Source organism: Pseudomonas sp. 5Vm1k, from assembly GCF_056161485.1.
On sequence record NZ_JBSPCZ010000026.1, the window covers coordinates 1 to 20,758 of the forward strand.

The 20,758-nt window shown below is 54.8% G+C and carries 16 protein-coding genes and 4 tRNA genes; all 20 read left to right on the top strand.

Annotation, left to right across the window (positions count from 1 at the left end; all coding sequences use genetic code 11):
- The first annotated feature begins 206 nt into the window (after window positions 1–206).
- Window positions 207–1,166, top strand: coding sequence for a bifunctional biotin--[acetyl-CoA-carboxylase] ligase/biotin operon repressor BirA (gene birA, locus ACWIKB_RS30560; protein WP_475271230.1), 960 nt, complete (start codon window positions 207–209; stop codon window positions 1,164–1,166).
- Window positions 1,156–1,905, top strand: coding sequence for a pantothenate kinase (locus ACWIKB_RS30565; RefSeq protein WP_475271231.1), 750 nt, complete (start codon window positions 1,156–1,158; stop codon window positions 1,903–1,905). Before birA ends, ACWIKB_RS30565 begins: the two co-directional genes overlap by 11 nt.
- Window positions 1,906–1,912: 7 nt before the next feature.
- On the top strand, window positions 1,913–2,353 hold the full coding sequence (locus tag ACWIKB_RS30570; protein WP_475271232.1) for a hypothetical protein: 441 nt from the start codon (window positions 1,913–1,915) through the stop codon (window positions 2,351–2,353).
- 142 nt (window positions 2,354–2,495) lie between these two features.
- Window positions 2,496–2,580, top strand: a tRNA-Tyr gene (locus ACWIKB_RS30575).
- 24 nt (window positions 2,581–2,604) lie between these two features.
- Window positions 2,605–2,678, top strand: a tRNA-Gly gene (locus ACWIKB_RS30580).
- A gap of 26 nt (window positions 2,679–2,704) precedes the next feature.
- Window positions 2,705–2,780, top strand: a tRNA-Thr gene (locus ACWIKB_RS30585).
- Between the two features lie 84 nt (window positions 2,781–2,864).
- Complete coding sequence (tuf, locus tag ACWIKB_RS30590) at window positions 2,865–4,058, top strand: elongation factor Tu (RefSeq protein ID WP_007896619.1); 1,194 nt, start codon at window positions 2,865–2,867, stop codon at window positions 4,056–4,058.
- A 53-nt stretch (window positions 4,059–4,111) separates the two neighbouring features.
- Window positions 4,112–4,187: transfer RNA gene (locus ACWIKB_RS30595), tRNA-Trp, on the top strand.
- 45 nt (window positions 4,188–4,232) lie between these two features.
- Entirely contained in the window at window positions 4,233–4,601 is a 369-nt protein-coding gene (gene secE, locus ACWIKB_RS30600; protein ID WP_475271233.1) for a preprotein translocase subunit SecE, read from the top strand.
- 9 nt (window positions 4,602–4,610) lie between these two features.
- On the top strand, window positions 4,611–5,144 hold the full coding sequence (gene nusG / locus ACWIKB_RS30605) for a transcription termination/antitermination protein NusG (RefSeq protein WP_054052239.1): 534 nt from the start codon (window positions 4,611–4,613) through the stop codon (window positions 5,142–5,144).
- Window positions 5,145–5,261: 117 nt separating this feature from the next.
- Window positions 5,262–5,693, top strand: a complete 432-nt coding sequence (rplK, locus tag ACWIKB_RS30610) for a 50S ribosomal protein L11 (RefSeq protein WP_095147410.1) — start codon at window positions 5,262–5,264, stop codon at window positions 5,691–5,693.
- The gene (gene rplA / locus ACWIKB_RS30615) at window positions 5,693–6,388 is read left to right on the top strand and encodes a 50S ribosomal protein L1 (RefSeq protein ID WP_007896626.1); all 696 of its coding nucleotides are present in this window, start codon (window positions 5,693–5,695) and stop codon (window positions 6,386–6,388) included. Before rplK ends, rplA begins: the two co-directional genes overlap by 1 nt.
- Window positions 6,389–6,586: 198 nt before the next feature.
- Window positions 6,587–7,087: a 50S ribosomal protein L10 gene (rplJ, locus tag ACWIKB_RS30620; protein ID WP_028621539.1), complete on the top strand. Its 501-nt coding sequence runs from the start codon at window positions 6,587–6,589 to the stop codon at window positions 7,085–7,087.
- 80 nt (window positions 7,088–7,167) lie between these two features.
- Complete coding sequence (rplL, locus tag ACWIKB_RS30625; protein ID WP_007896630.1) at window positions 7,168–7,533, top strand: 50S ribosomal protein L7/L12; 366 nt, start codon at window positions 7,168–7,170, stop codon at window positions 7,531–7,533.
- A 220-nt stretch (window positions 7,534–7,753) separates the two neighbouring features.
- Window positions 7,754–11,827: a DNA-directed RNA polymerase subunit beta gene (gene rpoB, locus ACWIKB_RS30630; protein WP_054052241.1), complete on the top strand. Its 4,074-nt coding sequence runs from the start codon at window positions 7,754–7,756 to the stop codon at window positions 11,825–11,827.
- Between the two features lie 64 nt (window positions 11,828–11,891).
- Window positions 11,892–16,091 (top strand): DNA-directed RNA polymerase subunit beta', encoded by a 4,200-nt coding sequence (gene rpoC, locus ACWIKB_RS30635; protein ID WP_475271234.1) that lies wholly within the window; start codon window positions 11,892–11,894, stop codon window positions 16,089–16,091.
- Window positions 16,092–16,307: 216 nt separating this feature from the next.
- A complete protein-coding gene (gene rpsL / locus ACWIKB_RS30640) occupies window positions 16,308–16,679 on the top strand; it encodes a 30S ribosomal protein S12 (protein WP_002555494.1) in 372 nt (123 codons plus the stop codon).
- Between the two features lie 118 nt (window positions 16,680–16,797).
- Window positions 16,798–17,268, top strand: a complete 471-nt coding sequence (gene rpsG, locus ACWIKB_RS30645; protein WP_002555493.1) for a 30S ribosomal protein S7 — start codon at window positions 16,798–16,800, stop codon at window positions 17,266–17,268.
- Window positions 17,269–17,298: 30 nt separating this feature from the next.
- Entirely contained in the window at window positions 17,299–19,404 is a 2,106-nt protein-coding gene (gene fusA, locus ACWIKB_RS30650; protein WP_475271235.1) for an elongation factor G, read from the top strand.
- A 31-nt stretch (window positions 19,405–19,435) separates the two neighbouring features.
- Window positions 19,436–20,629, top strand: coding sequence for an elongation factor Tu (tuf, locus tag ACWIKB_RS30655; RefSeq protein ID WP_008145495.1), 1,194 nt, complete (start codon window positions 19,436–19,438; stop codon window positions 20,627–20,629).
- Window positions 20,630–20,758: the final 129 nt, after the last annotated feature.

Consider the following 20,758-nt stretch of genomic DNA (forward strand, 5'->3'; position numbering starts at 1 on the left):
AGCAGTGAAACGATGCATCGCCGATGGTAGTGTGGGGTTTCCCCATGTGAGAGTAGGTCATCGTCAAGATTAAATTCCGAAACCCCTATCTGCGTATGCAGGTAGGGGTTTTGTTTTTGCCCGAAGAAAAATTCGACCAATAGGGTTTCTATGCAACGGCTCGGGGCATGGCTATCATTCGGGCCTCATTGTGAGGCGAGACTTGCATGCTGACGTTGTTAAAGCTTCTAAAGGATGGCCGATTCCATTCAGGTCAGGCCCTGGGTGCTGCCCTGGGTATCAGTCGCAGTGCTGTATGGAAGCAGCTTCAGCATTTGGAGGCTGAATTGGGCTTATCTATCCACAGGGTGCGCGGTCGTGGCTATCAATTGGCTGCGCCATTGACACTGCTTGATCCTGCGGAGATAGATGACGAGTCGTCTACTTGCCGTTGGCCTGTCCAGGTCTTCGATACAATCGACTCTACTAATGCAGAGGCCTTACGCGCCATCGAGCGAGGTCAGGCTGCGCCTTTTTTGATCGTTGCAGAGCGACAGACTGCTGGTCGCGGAAGGCGAGGTCGAAAATGGGTAAGTCCATTTGCAGAAAACCTCTATTACAGCCTCGTTCTGCGTATTGAGGGTGGAATGCGACAGCTGGAAGGCTTGAGTTTGGTTGTGGGGCTTGCGGTGATGCACGCCTTGCGCAAGCAGGGGGTTTCTGGTGTGGGCCTGAAATGGCCTAACGACCTTCTTGTTGGTCAAAAAAAAATCGCCGGCATACTGCTTGAGCTGGTGGGTGATCCCGCGGATGTGTGTCATGTGGTGTTAGGTGTCGGAATCAATGTGAACATGCAGGCTGCCGACGAGGTTGATCAGCAGTGGACATCCATGCGGCTCGAATCCGGCAGGGTTTATGATCGCAATCTCTTGGTGGTGGAGCTGGGGTTGGTGCTCCAGGATTACTTGGATCGTCATCAGCGCTACGGGTTTTCGGCGATCCATACTGAATGGGAGCAAAACCATCTGTGGCAGGGCCGGGCTGTGTCGTTGATTGCCGGCGTCAATCAGATAGACGGCGTTGTAATGGGCATTGATAGCCAAGGTGCCTTGCGCTTGAAGGTGGGTGATGTGGAAAAAGTCTTTAGTGGTGGTGAGCTCAGCCTGAGGTTGCGTGATGATTCTTGAGCTCGACTGCGGAAACAGCTTTATCAAGTGGCGAGTGCTCGGTGCAGACTTCCGATTGGTGGTTGCGGGAGGGGTCGTCGACTCGGATCTCGCGTTGCTGGAGGGGCTGAGACAGTTCAGTGGGTTGGCTCTGAAGCACTGTCGATTGGTCAGTGTTAGAACCGGTGAAGAAACCAACGTTTTGATCTCTCTTTTGGTTGAGGCCTTCGGGGTGACCGTGATTTGCGCGGCGCCTGCTCGTGATATGTCCGGGGTTCGCAACGGCTACGAAGACTATGAAAAGCTGGGTCTTGATCGCTGGCTTGCGATGCTGGGGGGCTTTCATCTGGCCTCTGGCGCATGTCTTGTGCTGGATTTTGGTACGGCGGTCACTGCTGACTTTATAGCTGGCGACGGCGAGCATCTGGGTGGGTTTATTTGTCCCGGAATGCCTTTGATGCGTAACCAGCTGCGCACCCATACGCGCCGAATTCGCTATGGGGATCTTGCGGCTGAGCGCGCTCTGGAAAGCCTTGTTCCTGGTCGTACAACCGTCGAGGCGGTCGAGAGAGGGTGCTCCTTGATGCTCAGGGGCTTTGTTTTGACTCAGCTCCAACTGGCGCGGAGCTATTGGGGGGAAAGCTTCACGGTATTTCTTACTGGTGGGGATGCGGACCTGGTCTCCGGGATCGTGCCTGATGCCAGGGTGGTTCCCGACTTGGTGTTTGTAGGTTTGGCTATGGCGTGTCCTTTGCCCTGAGGTTCTTATGCGTTGGTTGTTTCTGTTGTTGCTCGTCCTCAATGTGTTTTATTACGTCTGGCATCAACAGGAGGCGCCCCTTCGCGCGAAGGATGTGACGCCCTTGAGCTTGTATCGGGGCTCTCAGCAGGATATCCGCTTGTTGAGTGAGGCGACTGACGTTGCTCGTGATAAGGGAAGGTCTCCTCAGGCTGACGGTGAGTGTCTCTATGTGGGGGGCGTTGCTCGGCAAGAGATCGCGCAAGCGATCGAGCGCCGATTGAGTGGCTTGGATATCAGGGCTCAGTCGTTGCCAAAGGATTCTCCTGAGCCAGGGGGATTTTGGGTTCGTGTAGCGCCCGAAAGCCGGCGTTTACTGGACGACTCGAAGCTGCAAAACCTTTCCAAAGAATTCAATGAGTTAAAACATAAAATAATGCCGTGCGAGGGGGTTGCGCCTGCCGAATAGTTTGCATAGAATGGCGCCCGCTTCGCAGTGAACACCTTTAACGGTAAACATCGCGAAGCGGTGTCAACGCAGCTAACCTCAGGTTTTTTATGAGAAAATGCTTGACAGAAGGCTGGCATGATATAGAATGCCGGCTCGCTTAGGAGGGGTTCCCGAGCGGCCAAAGGGATCAGACTGTAAATCTGACGTCTACGACTTCGAAGGTTCGAATCCTTCCCCCTCCACCATTTTTAGCGAGAGCTGCAAGCTCCGCGGGTATAGTTTAGTGGTAGAACCTCAGCCTTCCAAGCTGATGATGCGGGTTCGATTCCCGCTACCCGCTCCAAGTTTGCAGATCCTGCAAAGTGTTGCGCTCTTGTAGCTCAGTTGGTAGAGCACACCCTTGGTAAGGGTGAGGTCAGCGGTTCAAATCCGCTCAAGAGCTCCATATAACAAGGCAGATATGAAAATATCTGCCTTTGTTTTAATGGCTGATGTTACTTGCTCAATTCTTCTGCTGGGGGTTGTTTCGATGGCTAAGGAAAAGTTCGAACGTAATAAGCCGCACGTTAACGTAGGTACTATCGGTCACGTTGACCATGGCAAAACTACGCTGACCGCTGCGCTGACTCGCGTCTGTTCCGAGGTTTTCGGTTCGGCGAAGGTTGACTTCGACAAGATCGATAGCGCCCCAGAAGAAAAAGCTCGTGGTATCACCATCAACACCGCTCACGTTGAATACGATTCGGCCGTGCGTCACTACGCACACGTTGACTGCCCAGGTCACGCTGATTACGTAAAAAACATGATCACCGGTGCTGCTCAGATGGATGGCGCAATTCTGGTTTGCTCGGCCGCTGATGGTCCGATGCCGCAAACCCGTGAGCACATCTTGCTCTCTCGCCAGGTTGGCGTTCCGTACATCGTTGTCTTCCTGAATAAGGCTGACATGGTTGATGATGCTGAGCTGCTGGAATTGGTTGAGATGGAAGTGCGCGATCTGCTGAGCACTTATGATTTCCCAGGTGATGATACTCCTATCATCATTGGTTCGGCGCTGATGGCGTTGAATGGTCAAGACGACAACGAGATGGGCACTACTGCCGTCAAGAAGCTGGTCGAGACTCTGGATAGCTACATTCCGCAGCCTGAGCGTGCTATCGATAAGCCGTTCCTGATGCCGATCGAGGATGTTTTCTCGATCTCTGGTCGCGGTACTGTTGTGACTGGTCGTGTTGAGCGTGGCATTGTTCGCATTCAGGAAGAAGTTGAGATTGTCGGTCTTCGTGACACTGTCAAAACTACTTGTACTGGTGTTGAAATGTTCCGCAAGCTGCTCGACGAAGGTCGTGCTGGCGAGAACTGTGGGGTGCTGCTGCGTGGTACCAAGCGTGATGATGTTGAGCGTGGCCAGGTTCTGGTCAAGCCGGGCACTGTCAAGCCGCACACCAAGTTCACTGCAGAAGTTTACGTTCTGAGCAAGGAAGAAGGCGGTCGTCACACTCCGTTCTTCAAAGGCTACCGTCCACAGTTCTATTTCCGTACTACGGATGTGACCGGTAACTGCGAATTGCCAGAAGGCGTTGAAATGGTGATGCCGGGTGATAACGTTCAGATGACCGTTACCCTGATCAAAACCATCGCGATGGAAGATGGTCTTCGTTTCGCTATCCGTGAGGGCGGTCGTACCGTCGGCGCTGGTGTCGTAGCTAAAGTCATCGAGTAAATTGTTGTAATGTCTTTTTCGGGCCGGCATAATGGTCGGCCTGATTTTGTTTTAGGTCAGTAGCTCAATTGGCAGAGCGACGGTCTCCAAAACCGTAGGTTGGGGGTTCGATTCCCTCCTGACCTGCCAGATTCACTTGGTGTGTCTGGCTTTCTTTTCACAGGATCTTCATAGATGACTCCTAAAGCTGAAGCTCAAGGCTCTCGCTTCGATCTGCTCAAGTGGCTAGTAGTAGTCGCTTTGGTGGTTGTTGGCGTTGTTGGCAATCAGTATTACTCTGCTTCGCTGATCCTGTACCGCGTACTAGCTTTGCTCGCCATTGCTGCTGTAGCTGCCTTTGTAGGCCTGCAGACAGTCAAGGGCAAGTCTTTCTTTGTACTGGTTAAGGAAGCTCGCACCGAGATTCGTAAAGTCGTATGGCCAACTCGCCAAGAAACCACGCAGACCACGTTGATTGTTGTGGCTGTTGTTCTGGTTATGGCGTTGCTGTTGTGGGGGCTTGATTCCCTGCTCGGCTGGCTTGTTTCCTTGATTGTCGGCTAAGGGTGTCCCGTGGCTAAGCGTTGGTACGTTGTGCATGCTTACTCCGGTTACGAGAAGCATGTCATGCGCTCGTTGTTAGAGCGCGTAAAGCTGGCTGGCATGGAAGATGGCTTCGGCGAAATTCTGGTTCCCACTGAAGAAGTGGTTGAAATGCGTAATGGCCAGAAACGCAAAAGCGAGCGCAAGTTCTTCCCAGGTTATGTGCTGGTTCAGATGGACATGAATGAGGGTACTTGGCACTTGGTCAAGGATACTCCTCGGGTGATGGGTTTCATCGGCGGTACTGCCGACAAGCCTGCGCCAATCACAGATAAAGAGGCAGAAGCGATTCTGCGTCGCGTTGCTGATGGTAGCGACAAGCCGAAGCCGAAGACACTCTTCGAGCCAGGCGAATCGGTACGCGTCAACGACGGGCCGTTTGCTGACTTTACCGGCACGGTTGAAGAAGTTAACTACGAAAAGAGCCGAATCCAAGTGGCAGTGCTCATTTTCGGTCGCTCTACTCCGGTAGAGCTAGAGTTCAGCCAGGTCGAAAAGGTCTAGCTGGACAAGCATCCCAACCCCGCAGCCCTAGGCTGTGGGGTTTTGTCGTCACTGGGATAAACGCGCAAGTAACCGGGGAGCCTTTCGAGGCGTTCGAACCCGTAATTGGAGTGCCTCATGGCCAAGAAGATTACCGCTTACATCAAGCTGCAAGTGAAGGCCGCTCAGGCTAACCCAAGTCCACCTGTTGGTCCTGCACTGGGTCAGCACGGCGTGAACATCATGGAATTCTGCAAGGCTTTCAACGCCCGTACTCAGGGTCTTGAAGCAGGTCTGCCGACTCCAGTGATCATCACTGTCTACAGCGACCGTAGCTTCACTTTCGAAACCAAATCCACACCTGCTTCGGTTCTGCTGAAGAAAGCTGCTGGTCTGACTAGCGGCTCCGCTCGTCCGAACACCGTTAAGGTTGGCACCGTGACCCGTGCTCAGCTGGAAGAAATCGCGAAAACCAAAAACGCGGATCTGACTGCAGCTGATATGGAAGCAGCCGTGCGTACTATCGCCGGTTCTGCTCGTAGCATGGGCCTTAACGTGGAGGGTGTGTAATGGCTAAGTTGACCAAGCGTCAAAAGGCTATCGCCGGCAAAATCGAAGCAGGCAAGTCCTACAACTTTGTAGACGCTGCCGCTCTGCTGGCTGAGCTGTCGACTGTCAAGTTCAGCGAGTCGTTTGACGTTGCTGTAAACCTGGGTGTTGACCCGCGTAAATCCGACCAGGTTGTTCGTAGCGCTACTGTGCTGCCACACGGCACTGGTAAGACTGTTCGCGTTGCTGTGTTCACCCAGGGTCCAGCTGCTGAGGCCGCTCTGGCTGCCGGCGCTGACCGTGTAGGTATGGACGATCTGGCTGCCGAAATGAAAGGCGGCGACCTGAACTATGACGTCGTTATCGCATCCCCGGATGCAATGCGCGTTGTGGGTCAGTTGGGTCAGATCCTCGGTCCACGTGGCCTGATGCCTAACCCTAAAGTCGGCACCGTAACTCCAGACGTAGCTACCGCGGTTAAAAACGCCAAGGCTGGTCAGGTTCGTTATCGCACCGACAAAAACGGCATCATCCACACTTCCGTTGGCAAGGTCGGTTTCGACGCTGTCAAGCTGAAGGAAAACGTTGAAGCCCTGATCGCTGATCTGAAGCGTATCAAGCCAGCTTCCTCGAAAGGCATTTACGTCAAGCGCGTTACCCTGAGCACCACCATGGGTCCAGGTCTGGTCATCGACCAAGGCTCGCTCGACGCGTAAGACACAGGTTGGCGCAAGCGATTGCGCCAATTGAAAGATTGGGGTCCCTGCCTGGCGGGGGCTATCCAAGACCGTAGGCGACGCAAGTCTTAAACCTCAAGCCTACGCAGATGGTGCTCCCGGTTCCTTACCGAATCAGACACCAAAACGACATCCGGCTCCGGTTGGATGAAACGGTAACAAGCAGGAGTTAAACCCGTGGCAATTAAACTCGAAGACAAGAAGGCCATCGTCGCTGAAGTCAACGAGGCTGCCAATGTTGCCCTGTCTGCTGTTGTGGCTGATGCCCGCGGCGTGACAGTAAGCGCTATGACCGGACTCCGTAAAGAGGCTCGTGAAGCTGGCGTTTACGTACGTGTTGTACGTAACACCCTGCTCAAGCGCGCCGTTGCTGGCACTCAATATGACGTGCTCAACGACGTGTTCACTGGCCCGACCTTGATTGCATTCTCCAAAGAACATCCGGGCGCTGCTGCTCGTATCTTCAAAGAGTTCGCAAAAGGTCAGGATAAGTTCGAGATCAAGGCAGCTGCGTTCGAGGGCAAGTTCCTCGCAGCTAATCAGATCGACGTACTGGCAAGTCTGCCGACCCGTGACGAAGCAATTTCTCAGCTGATGAGCGTGATTCAAGGCGCAACCAGCAAATTGGCTCGTACTCTGGCGGCCCTTCGCGACCAGAAAGAAGCTGCCGCAGCCTAAGGCTGAGCGACTCCTTTCAGCGTTTATTGTTTATTTCGATGGCCGCGTAGGCTGTCACCCCAATACAGGAATTTATAGTCATGTCTCTGACTAACGACCAAATCATCGAAGCAATCGGCGAAAAATCCGTTCTGGAAATCGTTGAGCTGATCAAGGCCATGGAAGAGAAGTTCGGCGTTTCCGCTGCCGCTGCTTCCGCTGGTCCAGCTGCTGTTGCTGCCGTTGTTGAAGAACAAACTGAATTCAACGTCATGCTGACCGAAGCTGGCGAGAAGAAAGTTAACGTGATCAAGGCAGTACGTGAGCTGACCGGTCTGGGCCTGAAAGAAGCCAAGGCAGTAGTTGACGGCGCTCCTGGCATCGTTCTGGAAGCTGTTTCGAAAGACGCAGCTGACAAAGCAAAAGCCACTCTGGAAGAAGCAGGCGCTAAAGTCGAGCTGAAATAAGCATCGACTTTGCACCTCCAGCCCAAGCGTTAAGCGAAAGGCTGATGGCTGGTGGCTCTTGCCACCGGCCTTTTTCCGTTATTGGCAGCCGACTGGGTCGGTGCTGATAACGAGCTGTAACCACCCGATGCGGTGGCGCAAACCATGGGGTTTGCACGATTTTCTGGCTGCTCCCGTCGGGAGGGGCCAAACAAGCAGGTGACCAAGCTGGGGAACGCTGATGGCTTACTCATATACTGAGAAAAAACGTATCCGCAAGGACTTTAGCAAGTTGCCGGACGTCATGGATGTGCCGTACCTCCTGGCCATCCAGCTGGATTCGTATCGTGAATTCTTGCAAGCGGGAGCGACTAAAGATCAGTTCCGCGACGTGGGCCTGCATGCGGCCTTCAAATCCGTTTTCCCGATCATCAGCTACTCCGGCAATGCTGCGCTGGAGTACGTCGGTTATCGCTTGGGCGAACCGGCATTTGATGTCAAAGAATGCGTATTGCGCGGTGTAACTTACGCCGTACCTTTGCGGGTAAAAGTGCGCCTGATCATTTTCGACAAAGAATCGTCGAACAAAGCGATCAAGGACATCAAAGAGCAAGAAGTCTACATGGGTGAAATCCCCCTGATGACTGAGAACGGTACCTTCGTAATCAACGGTACCGAGCGTGTAATCGTTTCCCAGCTGCACCGTTCCCCGGGCGTGTTCTTCGACCACGACCGTGGCAAGACGCACAGCTCCGGTAAACTGCTGTACTCCGCGCGCATCATTCCTTACCGCGGTTCGTGGTTGGACTTCGAGTTCGATCCGAAAGACTGCGTGTTCGTGCGTATTGACCGTCGTCGCAAGCTGCCTGCATCGGTATTGCTGCGCGCGCTCGGCTATACCACTGAAGAAGTGCTGGACGCGTTCTACACCACCAACGTTTTCCATCTGAGCGGCGAAACCCTCAGCCTGGAACTGATTGCTTCGCGTCTGCGTGGTGAAATCGCTGTACTTGATATTCAGGACGAGAAGGGCAAGGTCATCGTTGAGGCTGGTCGCCGTATTACTGCGCGCCACATCAACCAGATCGAAAAAGCCGGTCTCAAGACCCTGGAAGTGCCTTTGGACTACGTCCTGGGTCGTACTACCGCCAAGGCCATCGTGCATCCGGCAACCGGCGAAATCCTGGCAGAGTGCAACACCGAGCTGAACACCGAGATCCTGGCAAAAATTGCCAAGGCCCAGGTTGTTCGCATCGAAACTCTGTACACCAACGATATCGACTGCGGTCCGTTCGTCTCCGACACTCTGAAGATCGACTCCACCAGCAACCAATTGGAAGCGCTGGTCGAAATCTATCGCATGATGCGTCCAGGCGAGCCGCCAACCAAAGACGCTGCCGAGACTCTGTTCAACAACCTGTTCTTCAGCCCTGAGCGCTATGACCTGTCTGCGGTCGGCCGGATGAAGTTCAACCGTCGTATCGGTCGTACCGAGATCGAAGGTTCGGGCGTGTTGTGCAAAGAAGACATCGTCGCGGTTCTGAAGACTCTGGTCGACATCCGTAACGGTAAAGGCATCGTCGATGACATCGACCACCTGGGTAACCGTCGTGTTCGCTGCGTAGGCGAGATGGCCGAGAACCAGTTCCGCGTTGGCCTGGTACGTGTTGAGCGTGCGGTCAAAGAGCGTCTGTCGATGGCTGAAAGCGAAGGCCTGATGCCGCAAGACCTGATCAACGCCAAGCCAGTGGCTGCGGCGGTGAAAGAGTTCTTCGGTTCCAGCCAGCTTTCCCAGTTCATGGACCAGAACAACCCGCTGTCCGAGATCACCCACAAGCGTCGTGTTTCTGCACTCGGCCCTGGCGGTTTGACTCGTGAGCGTGCTGGCTTTGAAGTTCGTGACGTACACCCGACTCACTACGGTCGTGTATGCCCGATTGAAACGCCGGAAGGTCCGAACATCGGTCTGATCAACTCCCTGGCCGCCTATGCGCGCACCAACCAGTACGGCTTCCTCGAAAGCCCGTACCGTGTGGTGAAAGACGCTCTGGTCACCGACGAGATCGTGTTCCTGTCCGCCATCGAAGAAGCTGATCACGTGATCGCTCAGGCTTCGGCCACGATGAACGACAAGAAAATGCTGATCGACGAGCTGGTAGCTGTTCGTCACTTGAACGAGTTCACCGTCAAGGCGCCGGAAGACGTCACCTTGATGGACGTATCGCCGAAGCAGGTAGTTTCGGTTGCAGCGTCGCTGATCCCGTTCCTCGAGCACGATGACGCCAACCGTGCGTTGATGGGTTCGAACATGCAGCGTCAAGCTGTACCAACCCTGCGCGCTGACAAGCCGCTGGTCGGTACCGGCATGGAGCGTAACGTAGCTCGTGACTCCGGCGTTTGCGTCGTAGCTCGTCGTGGCGGCGTGATTGACTCCGTTGATGCCAGCCGTATCGTGGTTCGCGTTGCTGATGACGAAGTTGAGACCGGTGAAGCTGGTGTCGACATCTACAACCTGACCAAATACACCCGCTCCAACCAGAACACCTGCATCAACCAGCGTCCGCTGGTGCGTAAAGGTGATCGGGTTCAGCGCAGCGACATCATGGCTGACGGCCCGTCCACCGACATGGGTGAACTGGCGCTGGGTCAGAACATGCGCATCGCGTTCATGGCCTGGAACGGTTACAACTTCGAAGACTCCATCTGCCTGTCGGAACGAGTTGTTCAAGAAGATCGCTTCACCACGATCCACATTCAGGAACTGACCTGTGTGGCTCGTGACACCAAGCTTGGGCCAGAGGAAATCACTGCAGACATCCCGAACGTGGGTGAAGCTGCACTGAACAAGCTGGACGAAGCCGGTATCGTTTACGTAGGTGCTGAAGTTGGCGCAGGCGACATCCTGGTTGGTAAGGTCACTCCGAAAGGCGAGACCCAACTGACTCCGGAAGAGAAGCTGTTGCGTGCCATCTTCGGTGAAAAAGCCAGCGACGTTAAAGACACCTCCCTGCGCGTGCCTACCGGCACCAAGGGTACCGTCATCGACGTACAGGTCTTCACTCGTGACGGCGTTGAGCGTGATGCTCGTGCACTGTCCATCGAGAAGACTCAACTCGACGAGATCCGCAAGGATCTGAACGAAGAGTTCCGTATCGTTGAAGGCGCAACTTTCGAACGTCTGCGTTCCGCTCTGGTCGGCCACAAAGCCGAAGGCGGCGCCGGCCTGAAGAAAGGTCAGGACATCACCGACGAAGTTCTCGACGGTCTTGAGCATGGTCAGTGGTTCAAACTGCGCATGACTGAAGATGCTCTGAACGAGCAGCTCGAGAAGGCCCAGGCCTACATCGTTGATCGTCGCCGTCTGCTGGACGACAAGTTCGAAGACAAGAAGCGCAAACTGCAGCAGGGCGATGACCTGGCTCCAGGCGTGCTGAAAATCGTCAAGGTTTACCTGGCAATCCGTCGCCGCATCCAGCCGGGCGACAAGATGGCCGGTCGTCACGGTAACAAAGGTGTGGTCTCCGTGATCATGCCGGTTGAAGACATGCCGCACGATGCCAATGGCACCCCGGTCGACGTCGTCCTCAACCCGTTGGGCGTACCTTCGCGTATGAACGTTGGTCAGATCCTTGAAACCCACCTCGGCCTCGCGGCTAAAGGTCTGGGCGAGAAGATCAACCGGATGATCGAAGAGCAGCGCAAAGTCGCTGAGCTTCGTAAATTCCTCGACGAGATCTACAACCAGATCGGCGGTCGTAACGAAGATCTGGATAGCTTCTCCGACCAGGAAATCCTGGATCTGGCGAAGAACCTGCGTGGCGGCGTTCCAATGGCCACTCCAGTGTTCGACGGCGCCAAGGAAAGCGAAATCAAGGCCATGCTGAAACTGGCAGACCTGCCAGAAAGCGGCCAGATGCAGCTGACCGACGGCCGTACCGGCAACAAGTTCGAGCGCCCGGTTACTGTTGGCTACATGTACATGCTGAAGCTGAACCACTTGGTAGACGACAAGATGCACGCTCGTTCTACCGGTTCGTACAGCCTGGTTACCCAGCAGCCGCTGGGTGGTAAGGCACAGTTCGGTGGTCAGCGTTTCGGGGAGATGGAGGTCTGGGCACTGGAAGCATACGGTGCCGCTTACACTCTGCAAGAAATGCTCACAGTGAAGTCGGACGATGTGAACGGCCGTACCAAGATGTACAAAAACATCGTGGATGGCGATCACCGTATGGAGCCGGGCATGCCCGAGTCTTTCAACGTGTTGATCAAGGAAATTCGTTCCCTCGGCATCGATATCGATCTGGAAACCGAATAACACGTGACGCGAATCGAGAGCGGGGCAGGATTGCCCGCTCTCTGCTCCGCCAGGAGGAAAGGCCTTGAAAGACCTACTGAATTTGCTGAAAAACCAGGGTCAAGTCGAAGAGTTCGACGCCATCCGTATTGGATTGGCATCGCCTGAGATGATCCGTTCGTGGTCGTTCGGTGAAGTTAAAAAGCCGGAAACCATCAACTACCGTACGTTCAAACCTGAGCGTGACGGCCTGTTCTGCGCCAAAATCTTTGGCCCGGTAAAGGATTACGAGTGCCTGTGCGGTAAGTACAAGCGCTTGAAGCACCGTGGTGTGATCTGCGAGAAGTGCGGCGTTGAAGTCGCGCTGGCTAAAGTTCGTCGTGAGCGCATGGCGCACATCGAACTGGCCTCGCCAGTTGCCCACATCTGGTTCCTGAAATCGCTGCCGTCGCGTATCGGCTTGCTGATGGACATGACCCTGCGTGATATCGAACGCGTTCTCTATTTCGAGAGCTATGTCGTTATCGATCCAGGCATGACCACCCTTGAAAAAGGTCAGCTGCTGAACGATGAGCAGTACTTCGAAGCGCTGGAAGAGTTCGGCGACGATTTCGATGCCCGCATGGGTGCCGAAGCTGTTCGTGAGCTGCTGCACGCTATCGACCTGGAGCACGAGATTGGCCGTCTGCGCGAAGAAATTCCGCAAACCAACTCCGAAACCAAAATCAAGAAGCTGTCCAAGCGTCTGAAGTTGATGGAAGCCTTCCAGGGTTCCGGCAACCTTCCAGAATGGATGGTGCTGACCGTTCTGCCGGTTCTGCCGCCAGATCTGCGTCCACTGGTCCCGCTGGATGGCGGTCGCTTCGCGACTTCCGACCTCAACGATCTGTATCGTCGAGTGATCAACCGTAACAACCGCTTGAAGCGCCTGCTTGATCTGTCCGCTCCGGACATCATCGTGCGCAACGAAAAGCGTATGTTGCAGGAAGCCGTCGATGCACTGCTCGACAACGGTCGTCGTGGCCGCGCTATCACTGGTTCCAACAAGCGTCCTCTGAAATCCCTGGCTGACATGATCAAGGGTAAGCAAGGTCGTTTCCGTCAGAACTTGCTCGGTAAGCGTGTTGACTACTCCGGTCGTTCGGTAATTACCGTAGGTCCGACCCTGCGTCTGCACCAGTGCGGTCTGCCGAAGAAAATGGCTCTCGAGCTGTTCAAGCCGTTCATTTTCGGCAAGCTGGAAATGCGTGGTCTCGCTACCACCATCAAAGCTGCCAAGAAAATGGTCGAGCGCGAGCTGCCAGAAGTTTGGGACGTTCTCGCTGAAGTGATCCGTGAACACCCGGTTCTCCTCAACCGTGCACCGACCCTTCACCGTCTGGGTATCCAGGCGTTTGAACCAGTACTGATCGAAGGTAAGGCTATCCAGCTGCACCCTCTGGTCTGTGCTGCGTACAACGCCGACTTCGACGGCGACCAAATGGCCGTGCACGTACCGCTGACACTGGAAGCTCAGTTGGAAGCGCGTGCGTTGATGATGTCGACCAACAACATTCTGTCGCCAGCCAACGGTGAGCCAATCATCGTTCCGTCGCAGGACGTTGTATTGGGTCTGTACTACATGACTCGTGAAGCGATCAACGCCAAGGGCGAAGGTCGTGTGTTTGCGGATCTGCAAGAAGTTGACCGTGTGTTCCGTGCCGGCGAAGCCGCACTGCACGCTAAAGTCAAAGTGCGGATCAACGAAACCGTAAACGATCGTGATGGCGGCAGCGTCAAGAACACTCGTATCGTCGACACCACTGTCGGCCGTGCGCTGTTGTTCCAGGTTGTTCCACCTGGCCTGTCGTACGACGTCGTCAACCAGCCGATGAAGAAAAAGGCGATCTCCAAGCTGATCAACCAGTGCTACCGCGTGGTTGGTTTGAAAGAGACCGTGATCTTCGCTGACCAGTTGATGTACACCGGTTTTGCCTATTCGACCATTTCCGGCGTTTCCATCGGTGTTAACGACTTCGTTATCCCGGATGAAAAAGCCCGCATCATCAATGCTGCAACTGATGAAGTGAAAGAGATCGAAAGTCAGTACGCCTCCGGCCTGGTAACCCAGGGCGAGAAGTACAACAAAGTGATCGACCTTTGGTCCAAGGCGAACGACGAAGTTTCCAAGGCGATGATGGCCAACCTCTCGAAAGAGAAAGTCATCGACCGCCATGGTGTCGAAGTCGACCAAGAGTCCTTCAACTCGATGTACATGATGGCCGACTCGGGCGCACGGGGTTCTGCTGCGCAGATCCGTCAGCTTGCCGGTATGCGTGGCCTGATGGCCAAGCCGGACGGTTCCATCATCGAAACGCCGATTACTGCGAACTTCCGTGAAGGTTTGAGCGTACTTCAGTACTTCATCTCCACTCACGGTGCTCGTAAAGGTTTGGCGGATACCGCGTTGAAAACTGCGAACTCCGGTTACCTGACTCGTCGTCTGGTAGACGTGGCGCAGGATCTGGTTGTGACCGAGATCGATTGCGGCACCGAGCATGGCCTGGTAATGACTCCGCACATTGAAGGCGGTGACGTTGTTGAGCCGCTGGGTGAGCGCGTATTGGGTCGTGTTATTGCCCGTGACGTGTTCAAGCCGGGTACCGAAGAAATCATCGTTCCTGCCGGTACATTGGTAGACGAGAAGTGGGTCGAGTTCATCGAGCTGAACAGCATCGACGAAGTGATCGTGCGTTCGCCGATCAGCTGCGAAACCCGCTACGGCATTTGCGCCAAGTGCTACGGCCGTGACTTGGCTCGTGGTCACCAGGTGAACATCGGTGAAGCGGTCGGCGTTATCGCTGCCCAGTCCATCGGTGAGCCGGGTACCCAGCTGACCATGCGTACGTTCCACATCGGTGGTGCGGCAAGCCGGACCTCCGCAGCTGACAGCGTTCAGGTGAAGAATGGCGGTACCGTCCGTCTGCACAACCTGAAGCACGTTGAGCGAGTGGATGGTTGCCTGGTTGCTGTGTCCCGTTCCGGTGAGCTGGCAATCGCTGATGACTTCGGTCGTGAGCGCGAGCGTTACAAGCTGCCGTACGGTGCTGTGATTTCGGTTAAAGAAGGTGACAAGGTCGACGCTGGCGCAATCGTGGCCAAGTGGGATCCGCACACTCACCCAATCGTTACCGAAATGAAAGGTACCGTGACCTACGTGGGCATGGAAGAAGGCATCACGATCAAGCGTCAGACTGACGAATTGACCGGTATGACCAACATTGAAGTACTCGACGCCAAAGACCGTCCAGCTGCCGGTAAGGACATTCGTCCTGCCGTTAAGATGGTCGGTGTCGATGGCAAGGATCTGCTGCTGCCAGGTACCGACGTACCGGCTCAGTACTTCCTGCCGGCTAACGCCCTGGTTGGTGTGGCGGATGGTGTGCAGGTTGCGATCGGTGATGTTATCGCCCGTATCCCGCAAGAAACTTCGAAAACACGCGACATCACCGGTGGTCTGCCGCGTGTTGCCGACTTGTTCGAAGCCCGTCGTCCGAAAGAAGCCTCGATCCTGGCTGAAGTCAGCGGCACCATCGCGTTCGGTAAAGAGACCAAAGGCAAGCGCCGTCTGGTCATTACCCCGAACGACGGTAGCGATCCGTACGAAGAGCTGATTCCGAAGTGGCGTCACCTGAACGTCTTCGAAGGCGAACAGGTAAACCGCGGCGAAGTTATCTCCGACGGCCCGAGCGATCCACACGACATCCTGCGTCTGCTGGGTGTGAGTGCGCTAGCCAAGTACATCGTGAACGAGATCCAGGACGTTTATCGTCTGCAAGGCGTGAAGATCAACGATAAGCACATCGAGACCATCCTGCGTCAGATGCTGCGTAAAGTTGAAATCGCTGAATCCGGCGATTCCACTTTCATCAAGGGCGACCAGATGGAATTGACTCACGTTCTGGTAGAGAACGAGCGTCTGGCTGGCGACGAGAAATTCGTTTCCAAGTTCACCCGCGTGCTGTTGGGTATCACCAAGGCGTCGTTGTCCACCGAATCGTTCATCTCGGCGGCTTCCTTCCAGGAAACCACTCGCGTACTGACCGAAGCGGCGGTAACCGGCAAGCGCGATTACCTGCGCGGCCTGAAAGAAAACGTGGTCGTGGGTCGTTTGATCCCGGCGGGTACCGGTCTGGCTTATCACAGCGAGCGTAAGCGCCGTCGTGATGCTGACAAACCGTTGCGCGTAAGCGCCAGTGAAGTGGAAGCTGCACTGACCGAAGCACTGAACTCGAGCGGTAACTGAGTTCTGCAGTAACTAAGCGTGGGGCCCCGGCCTTTCCGTTCATCGAATCGAGACAATTTGTCGAGGTTGGATGAGCGGGGAGGTTGGGGCCTTGCCTTGACTGGGGACAAGATCCTCTTTAGACTCTTGTACCCCTAAATTTGGCGGGAATTCGTTCCTGCCATTTTGCTTTTCTTGCAAGACAATAGCGTCGCAAGACAACAGTGGAGCTAGTAGATGGCAACTATCAACCAGCTGGTACGTCAGCCGCGTAAGCGTATCGTCGAGAAATCCGACGTGCCTGCGCTGCAGAACTGCCCGCAACGTCGTGGCGTATGCACCCGTGTGTATACCACCACGCCGAAAAAACCTAACTCGGCACTGCGTAAAGTATGCCGTGTGCGTCTGACCAACGGTTTCGAGGTTTCCTCGTACATCGGCGGTGAAGGCCACAACCTGCAAGAGCACAGCGTGGTACTGATCCGCGGCGGTCGTGTAAAAGACTTGCCAGGTGTTCGTTACCACACCGTACGCGGTTCTTTGGATACTTCCGGCGTTAAAGGTCGTAACCAGGGTCGTTCGAAGTACGGTACCAAGAAGCCTAAGTAGTAGCTGCTTTTTGTAAAAACTGATTTTCTATTTTTCTGAGTCGATAAGAGTAAGGTCGGAGGCGTCCCGAAAGGGCACCGATTCCGAGCGAACCTGAAGACCGTTTGAGGGCTTATCCATGCCAAGAAGACGCGTAGCAGCCAAGCGCGAAGTGCTTGACGATCCAAAATACGGAAGCCAAATCCTGGCCAAGTTCATGAACCACGTTATGGAAAGCGGCAAGAAAGCCGTTGCCGAACGTATCGTTTATGGCGCGCTGGAAAAGGTTAAAGAACGCAAGAACAGCGATCCCCTGGAAATCTTCGAGAAAGCTCTCGACGCCATCGCTCCGCTGGTCGAAGTGAAGTCGCGCCGTGTAGGCGGTGCTACTTACCAGGTTCCGGTCGAAGTTCGCCCGTCCCGTCGTAACGCCCTGGCAATGCGCTGGTTGGTAGACTTCGCCCGCAAGCGCGGCGAAAAGTCTATGGCTCTGCGTTTGGCTGGCGAACTGTTGGACGCCGCTGAAGGTAAAGGTGCTGCAGTTAAGAAGCGTGAAGACGTGCACCGTATGGCTGAAGCCAACAAGGCTTTCTCGCACTACCGCTTCTAATTTTAGCGTCACTAATTTTGCGAGGGCTTTATGGCTCGTACAACACCGATTAATCGCTACCGTAACATTGGTATCGTTGCTCACGTGGATGCTGGTAAAACCACCACCACCGAGCGCGTCCTTTTTTACACTGGCAAAAGTCACAAAATGGGCGAGGTGCATGACGGCGCCGCGACCACAGACTGGATGGTTCAGGAGCAGGAGCGTGGTATTACCATTACTTCTGCTGCTATTACCGCCTTCTGGCAGGGTTCCGAGAAGCAGCACAAAGATCAATACCGCTTCAACGTCATCGACACCCCGGGCCACGTTGACTTCACAATTGAAGTTGAACGTTCCCTGCGTGTTCTCGACGGCGCGGTCGTTGTGTTCTGCGGTACCTCGGGTGTTGAGCCTCAGTCGGAAACCGTATGGCGTCAAGCCAACAAGTACGGCGTTCCACGTCTTGTTTACGTAAACAAGATGGACCGTGCTGGTGCGAACTTCCTGCGCGTGATCGGTCAGATCAAACAGCGTCTGGGTCACACTCCGGTGCCGATCCAATTGGCTATCGGTTCCGAAGACAACTTCCAGGGCCAGATCGATCTGTTGGCTATGGAAGCTGTTTACTGGAACGATGCTGACAAAGGCATGGTTCCACGTCGCGAGCCTATCCCTGCTGAACTGCAGGAACTGGCTGACGAGTGGCGCGGCAACATGGTTGAGGCTGCGGCCGAAGCCAGCGAAGAGCTGATGAACAAGTACCTCGAAGGTGAAGAACTCACCAACGCGGAAATCAAGGCCGCTCTGCGTCAGCGTACTATCGCTGGTGAGATCGTTCTGGCTGTTTGCGGTTCTTCCTTCAAGAACAAGGGCGTTCCCCTGGTTCTCGACGCCGTTATCGACTACCTGCCTGCTCCTACCGACATTCCTGCCATCAAGGGTACTGACCCGGATGACGAGACCAAGGAAATGGAGCGTCACGCAGACGACAGCGAGCCGTTCTCGGCTCTGGCGTTCAAGATCGCTACTGACCCATTCGTGGGTACCTTGACCTTTGTTCGAGTTTACTCGGGCGTGTTGGCCTCCGGCGACGGCGTGATCAACTCGGTTAAAGGCAAGAAAGAGCGTGTGGGTCGTATGGTGCAAATGCACGCAAACGCCCGTGAAGAAATCAAGGAAGTACGCGCTGGCGACATCGCGGCCTTGATCGGCATGAAGGACGTCACCACTGGTGAGACTTTGTGCAACGCTGACAAGCCAATCATCCTGGTTCGCATGGACTTCCCGGAGCCGGTTATTTCGGTTGCCGTAGAGCCTAAGACCAAGGACGACCAGGAAAAAATGGGTATCGCTCTGGGCAAACTCGCTCAGGAAGATCCATCTTTCCGCGTCAAAACTGATGAAGAGACTGGTCAAACGATCATCTCCGGCATGGGCGAGTTGCACCTGGACATCCTGGTTGACCGGATGCGCCGTGAGTTCAACGTCGAAGCCAACATCGGTAAGCCTCAGGTTTCCTATCGTGAGCGCATCACGAAGAACTGTGAAATCGAAGGTAAGTTCGTTCGCCAATCCGGCGGTCGTGGCCAGTTCGGTCACTGCTGGATTCGTTTTGCTCCTGCTGACGAAGGTCAGGAAGGTCTGCAATTCGTGAACGAAGTAGTAGGTGGTGTGGTTCCTAAGGAATACATCCCGGCTATCCAGAAGGGTATCGAAGAGCAGATGAAGAACGGCGTTGTTGCCGGCTATCCGCTGATCGGCCTGAAGGCTACCGTGTTTGATGGTTCCTACCACGACGTCGACTCCAACGAGATGGCGTTTAAGGTGGCTGCTTCCATGGCGACCAAGCAACTGGCCCAGAAGGGCGGTGGTGAGTTGCTTGAGCCGATCATGGCGGTAGAGGTTGTTACGCCTGAAGACTATATGGGTGACGTGATGGGCGACCTTAACCGTCGTCGCGGCATGATCCTGGGTATGGAAGACACGGTTTCCGGCAAAGTGATTCGCGCCGAGGTTCCGTTGGGTGAGATGTTCGGTTATGCGACCGACGTCCGTTCCATGTCCCAAGGTCGCGCAAGCTACTCTATGGAATTCAAAAAATACAATACGGCTCCGTCGCACATCGTCGAAACCGTTACCAAAAAACAAGGCTGATTCAGCCCCTTTAGGCTAGGAGTTAATTGTCGTGGCTAAAGAAAAATTTGACCGTACCCTCCCGCACGTCAACGTTGGCACCATCGGTCACGTCGACCACGGTAAAACCACGCTGACCGCTGCTCTGACTCGCGTCTGCTCCGAAGTTTTCGGTTCGGCTGTTGTTGCTTTCGATAAAATCGACAGCGCTCCAGAAGAAAAGGCTCGTGGTATCACCATCAACACCGCGCACGTTGAATACAACTCGCTGATCCGTCACTACGCTCACGTTGACTGCCCAGGTCACGCTGACTATGTGAAGAACATGATCACCGGTGCTGCACAGATGGACGGCGCTATCCTGGTTTGCTCGGCCGCTGATGGTCCGATGCCACAAACCCGTGAGCACATCCTGTTGTCCCGTCAGGTTGGCGTTCCGTACATCGTTGTCTTCCTGAACAAGGCTGACATGGTTGACGACGCTGAGCTGCTGGAACTGGTTGAGATGGAAGTGCGCGATCTGCTGAGCACTTACGACTTCCCAGGTGACGACACTCCGATCATCATCGGTTCGGCTCTGATGGCTCTGAACGGCCAAGACGACAACGAAATGGGCACCACTGCCGTTCGTAAGCTGGTTGAGACTCTGGACAGCTACATCCCAGATCCAGTCCGTGTTATCGACAAGCCGTTCCTGATGCCAATCGAAGACGTATTCTCGATCTCCGGTCGCGGTACTGTTGTAACTGGCCGTATCGAGCGCGGTATCGTCAAGGTTCAGGATCCACTGGAAATCGTTGGTCTGCGTGACACTACCGTCACCACCTGCACCGGTGTTGAAATGTTCCGTAAGCTGCTCGACGAAGGTCGTGCTGGCGAGAACTGCGGCGTGCTGCTGCGCGGCACCAAGCGTGACGACGTTGAGCGTGGCCAGGTTCTGGTCAAGCCAGGTTCGGTTAAGCCGCACACTACCTTCGAAGCTGAAGTGTACGTGTTGAGCAAAGAAGAAGGCGGTCGCCACACTCCGTTCTTCAAAGGCTACCGTCCACAGTTCTACTTCCGGACCACTGACGTGACCGGTAACTGCGAACTGCCGGAAGGCGTTGAAATGGTAATGCCAGGCGACAACATCAAAATGGTTGTCACCCTGATCAAAACCATCGCAATGGAAGATGGTCTGCGTTTCGCTATTCGTGAAGGCGGTCGTACCGTCGGCGCTGGCGTCGTAGCCAAAATCATCGCTTAATAAGTGATGACTTGAAAAAGCCCCCGCCTAGCGGGGGCTTTTTTATTGGGTTGACACTGTAGAAACCCGTCTATAGAATTGCGCCTCCTTTTAACGGGCGTATTGCGCTCGGTGGGAATAGCAGCCGGA

What these genes read in the sequence shown, in the direction of transcription:
- ACWIKB_RS30570 (WP_475271232.1), top strand. Translation starts at nt 1,913, where the DNA reads ATGCGTTGGTTGTTTCTGTTGTTGCTCGTCCTCAATGTGTTTTATTAC.
- rpsG (WP_002555493.1), top strand. Translation starts at nt 16,798, where the DNA reads ATGCCAAGAAGACGCGTAGCAGCCAAGCGCGAAGTGCTTGACGATCCA.
- rplA (WP_007896626.1), top strand. Translation starts at nt 5,693, where the DNA reads ATGGCTAAGTTGACCAAGCGTCAAAAGGCTATCGCCGGCAAAATCGAA.
- rplL (WP_007896630.1), top strand. Translation starts at nt 7,168, where the DNA reads ATGTCTCTGACTAACGACCAAATCATCGAAGCAATCGGCGAAAAATCC.
- birA (WP_475271230.1), top strand. Translation starts at nt 207, where the DNA reads ATGCTGACGTTGTTAAAGCTTCTAAAGGATGGCCGATTCCATTCAGGT.
- rpsL (WP_002555494.1), top strand. Translation starts at nt 16,308, where the DNA reads ATGGCAACTATCAACCAGCTGGTACGTCAGCCGCGTAAGCGTATCGTC.
- ACWIKB_RS30565 (WP_475271231.1), top strand. Translation starts at nt 1,156, where the DNA reads ATGATTCTTGAGCTCGACTGCGGAAACAGCTTTATCAAGTGGCGAGTG.
- fusA (WP_475271235.1), top strand. Translation starts at nt 17,299, where the DNA reads ATGGCTCGTACAACACCGATTAATCGCTACCGTAACATTGGTATCGTT.
- secE (WP_475271233.1), top strand. Translation starts at nt 4,233, where the DNA reads ATGACTCCTAAAGCTGAAGCTCAAGGCTCTCGCTTCGATCTGCTCAAG.
- tuf (WP_007896619.1), top strand. Translation starts at nt 2,865, where the DNA reads ATGGCTAAGGAAAAGTTCGAACGTAATAAGCCGCACGTTAACGTAGGT.
- rplK (WP_095147410.1), top strand. Translation starts at nt 5,262, where the DNA reads ATGGCCAAGAAGATTACCGCTTACATCAAGCTGCAAGTGAAGGCCGCT.
- rpoB (WP_054052241.1), top strand. Translation starts at nt 7,754, where the DNA reads ATGGCTTACTCATATACTGAGAAAAAACGTATCCGCAAGGACTTTAGC.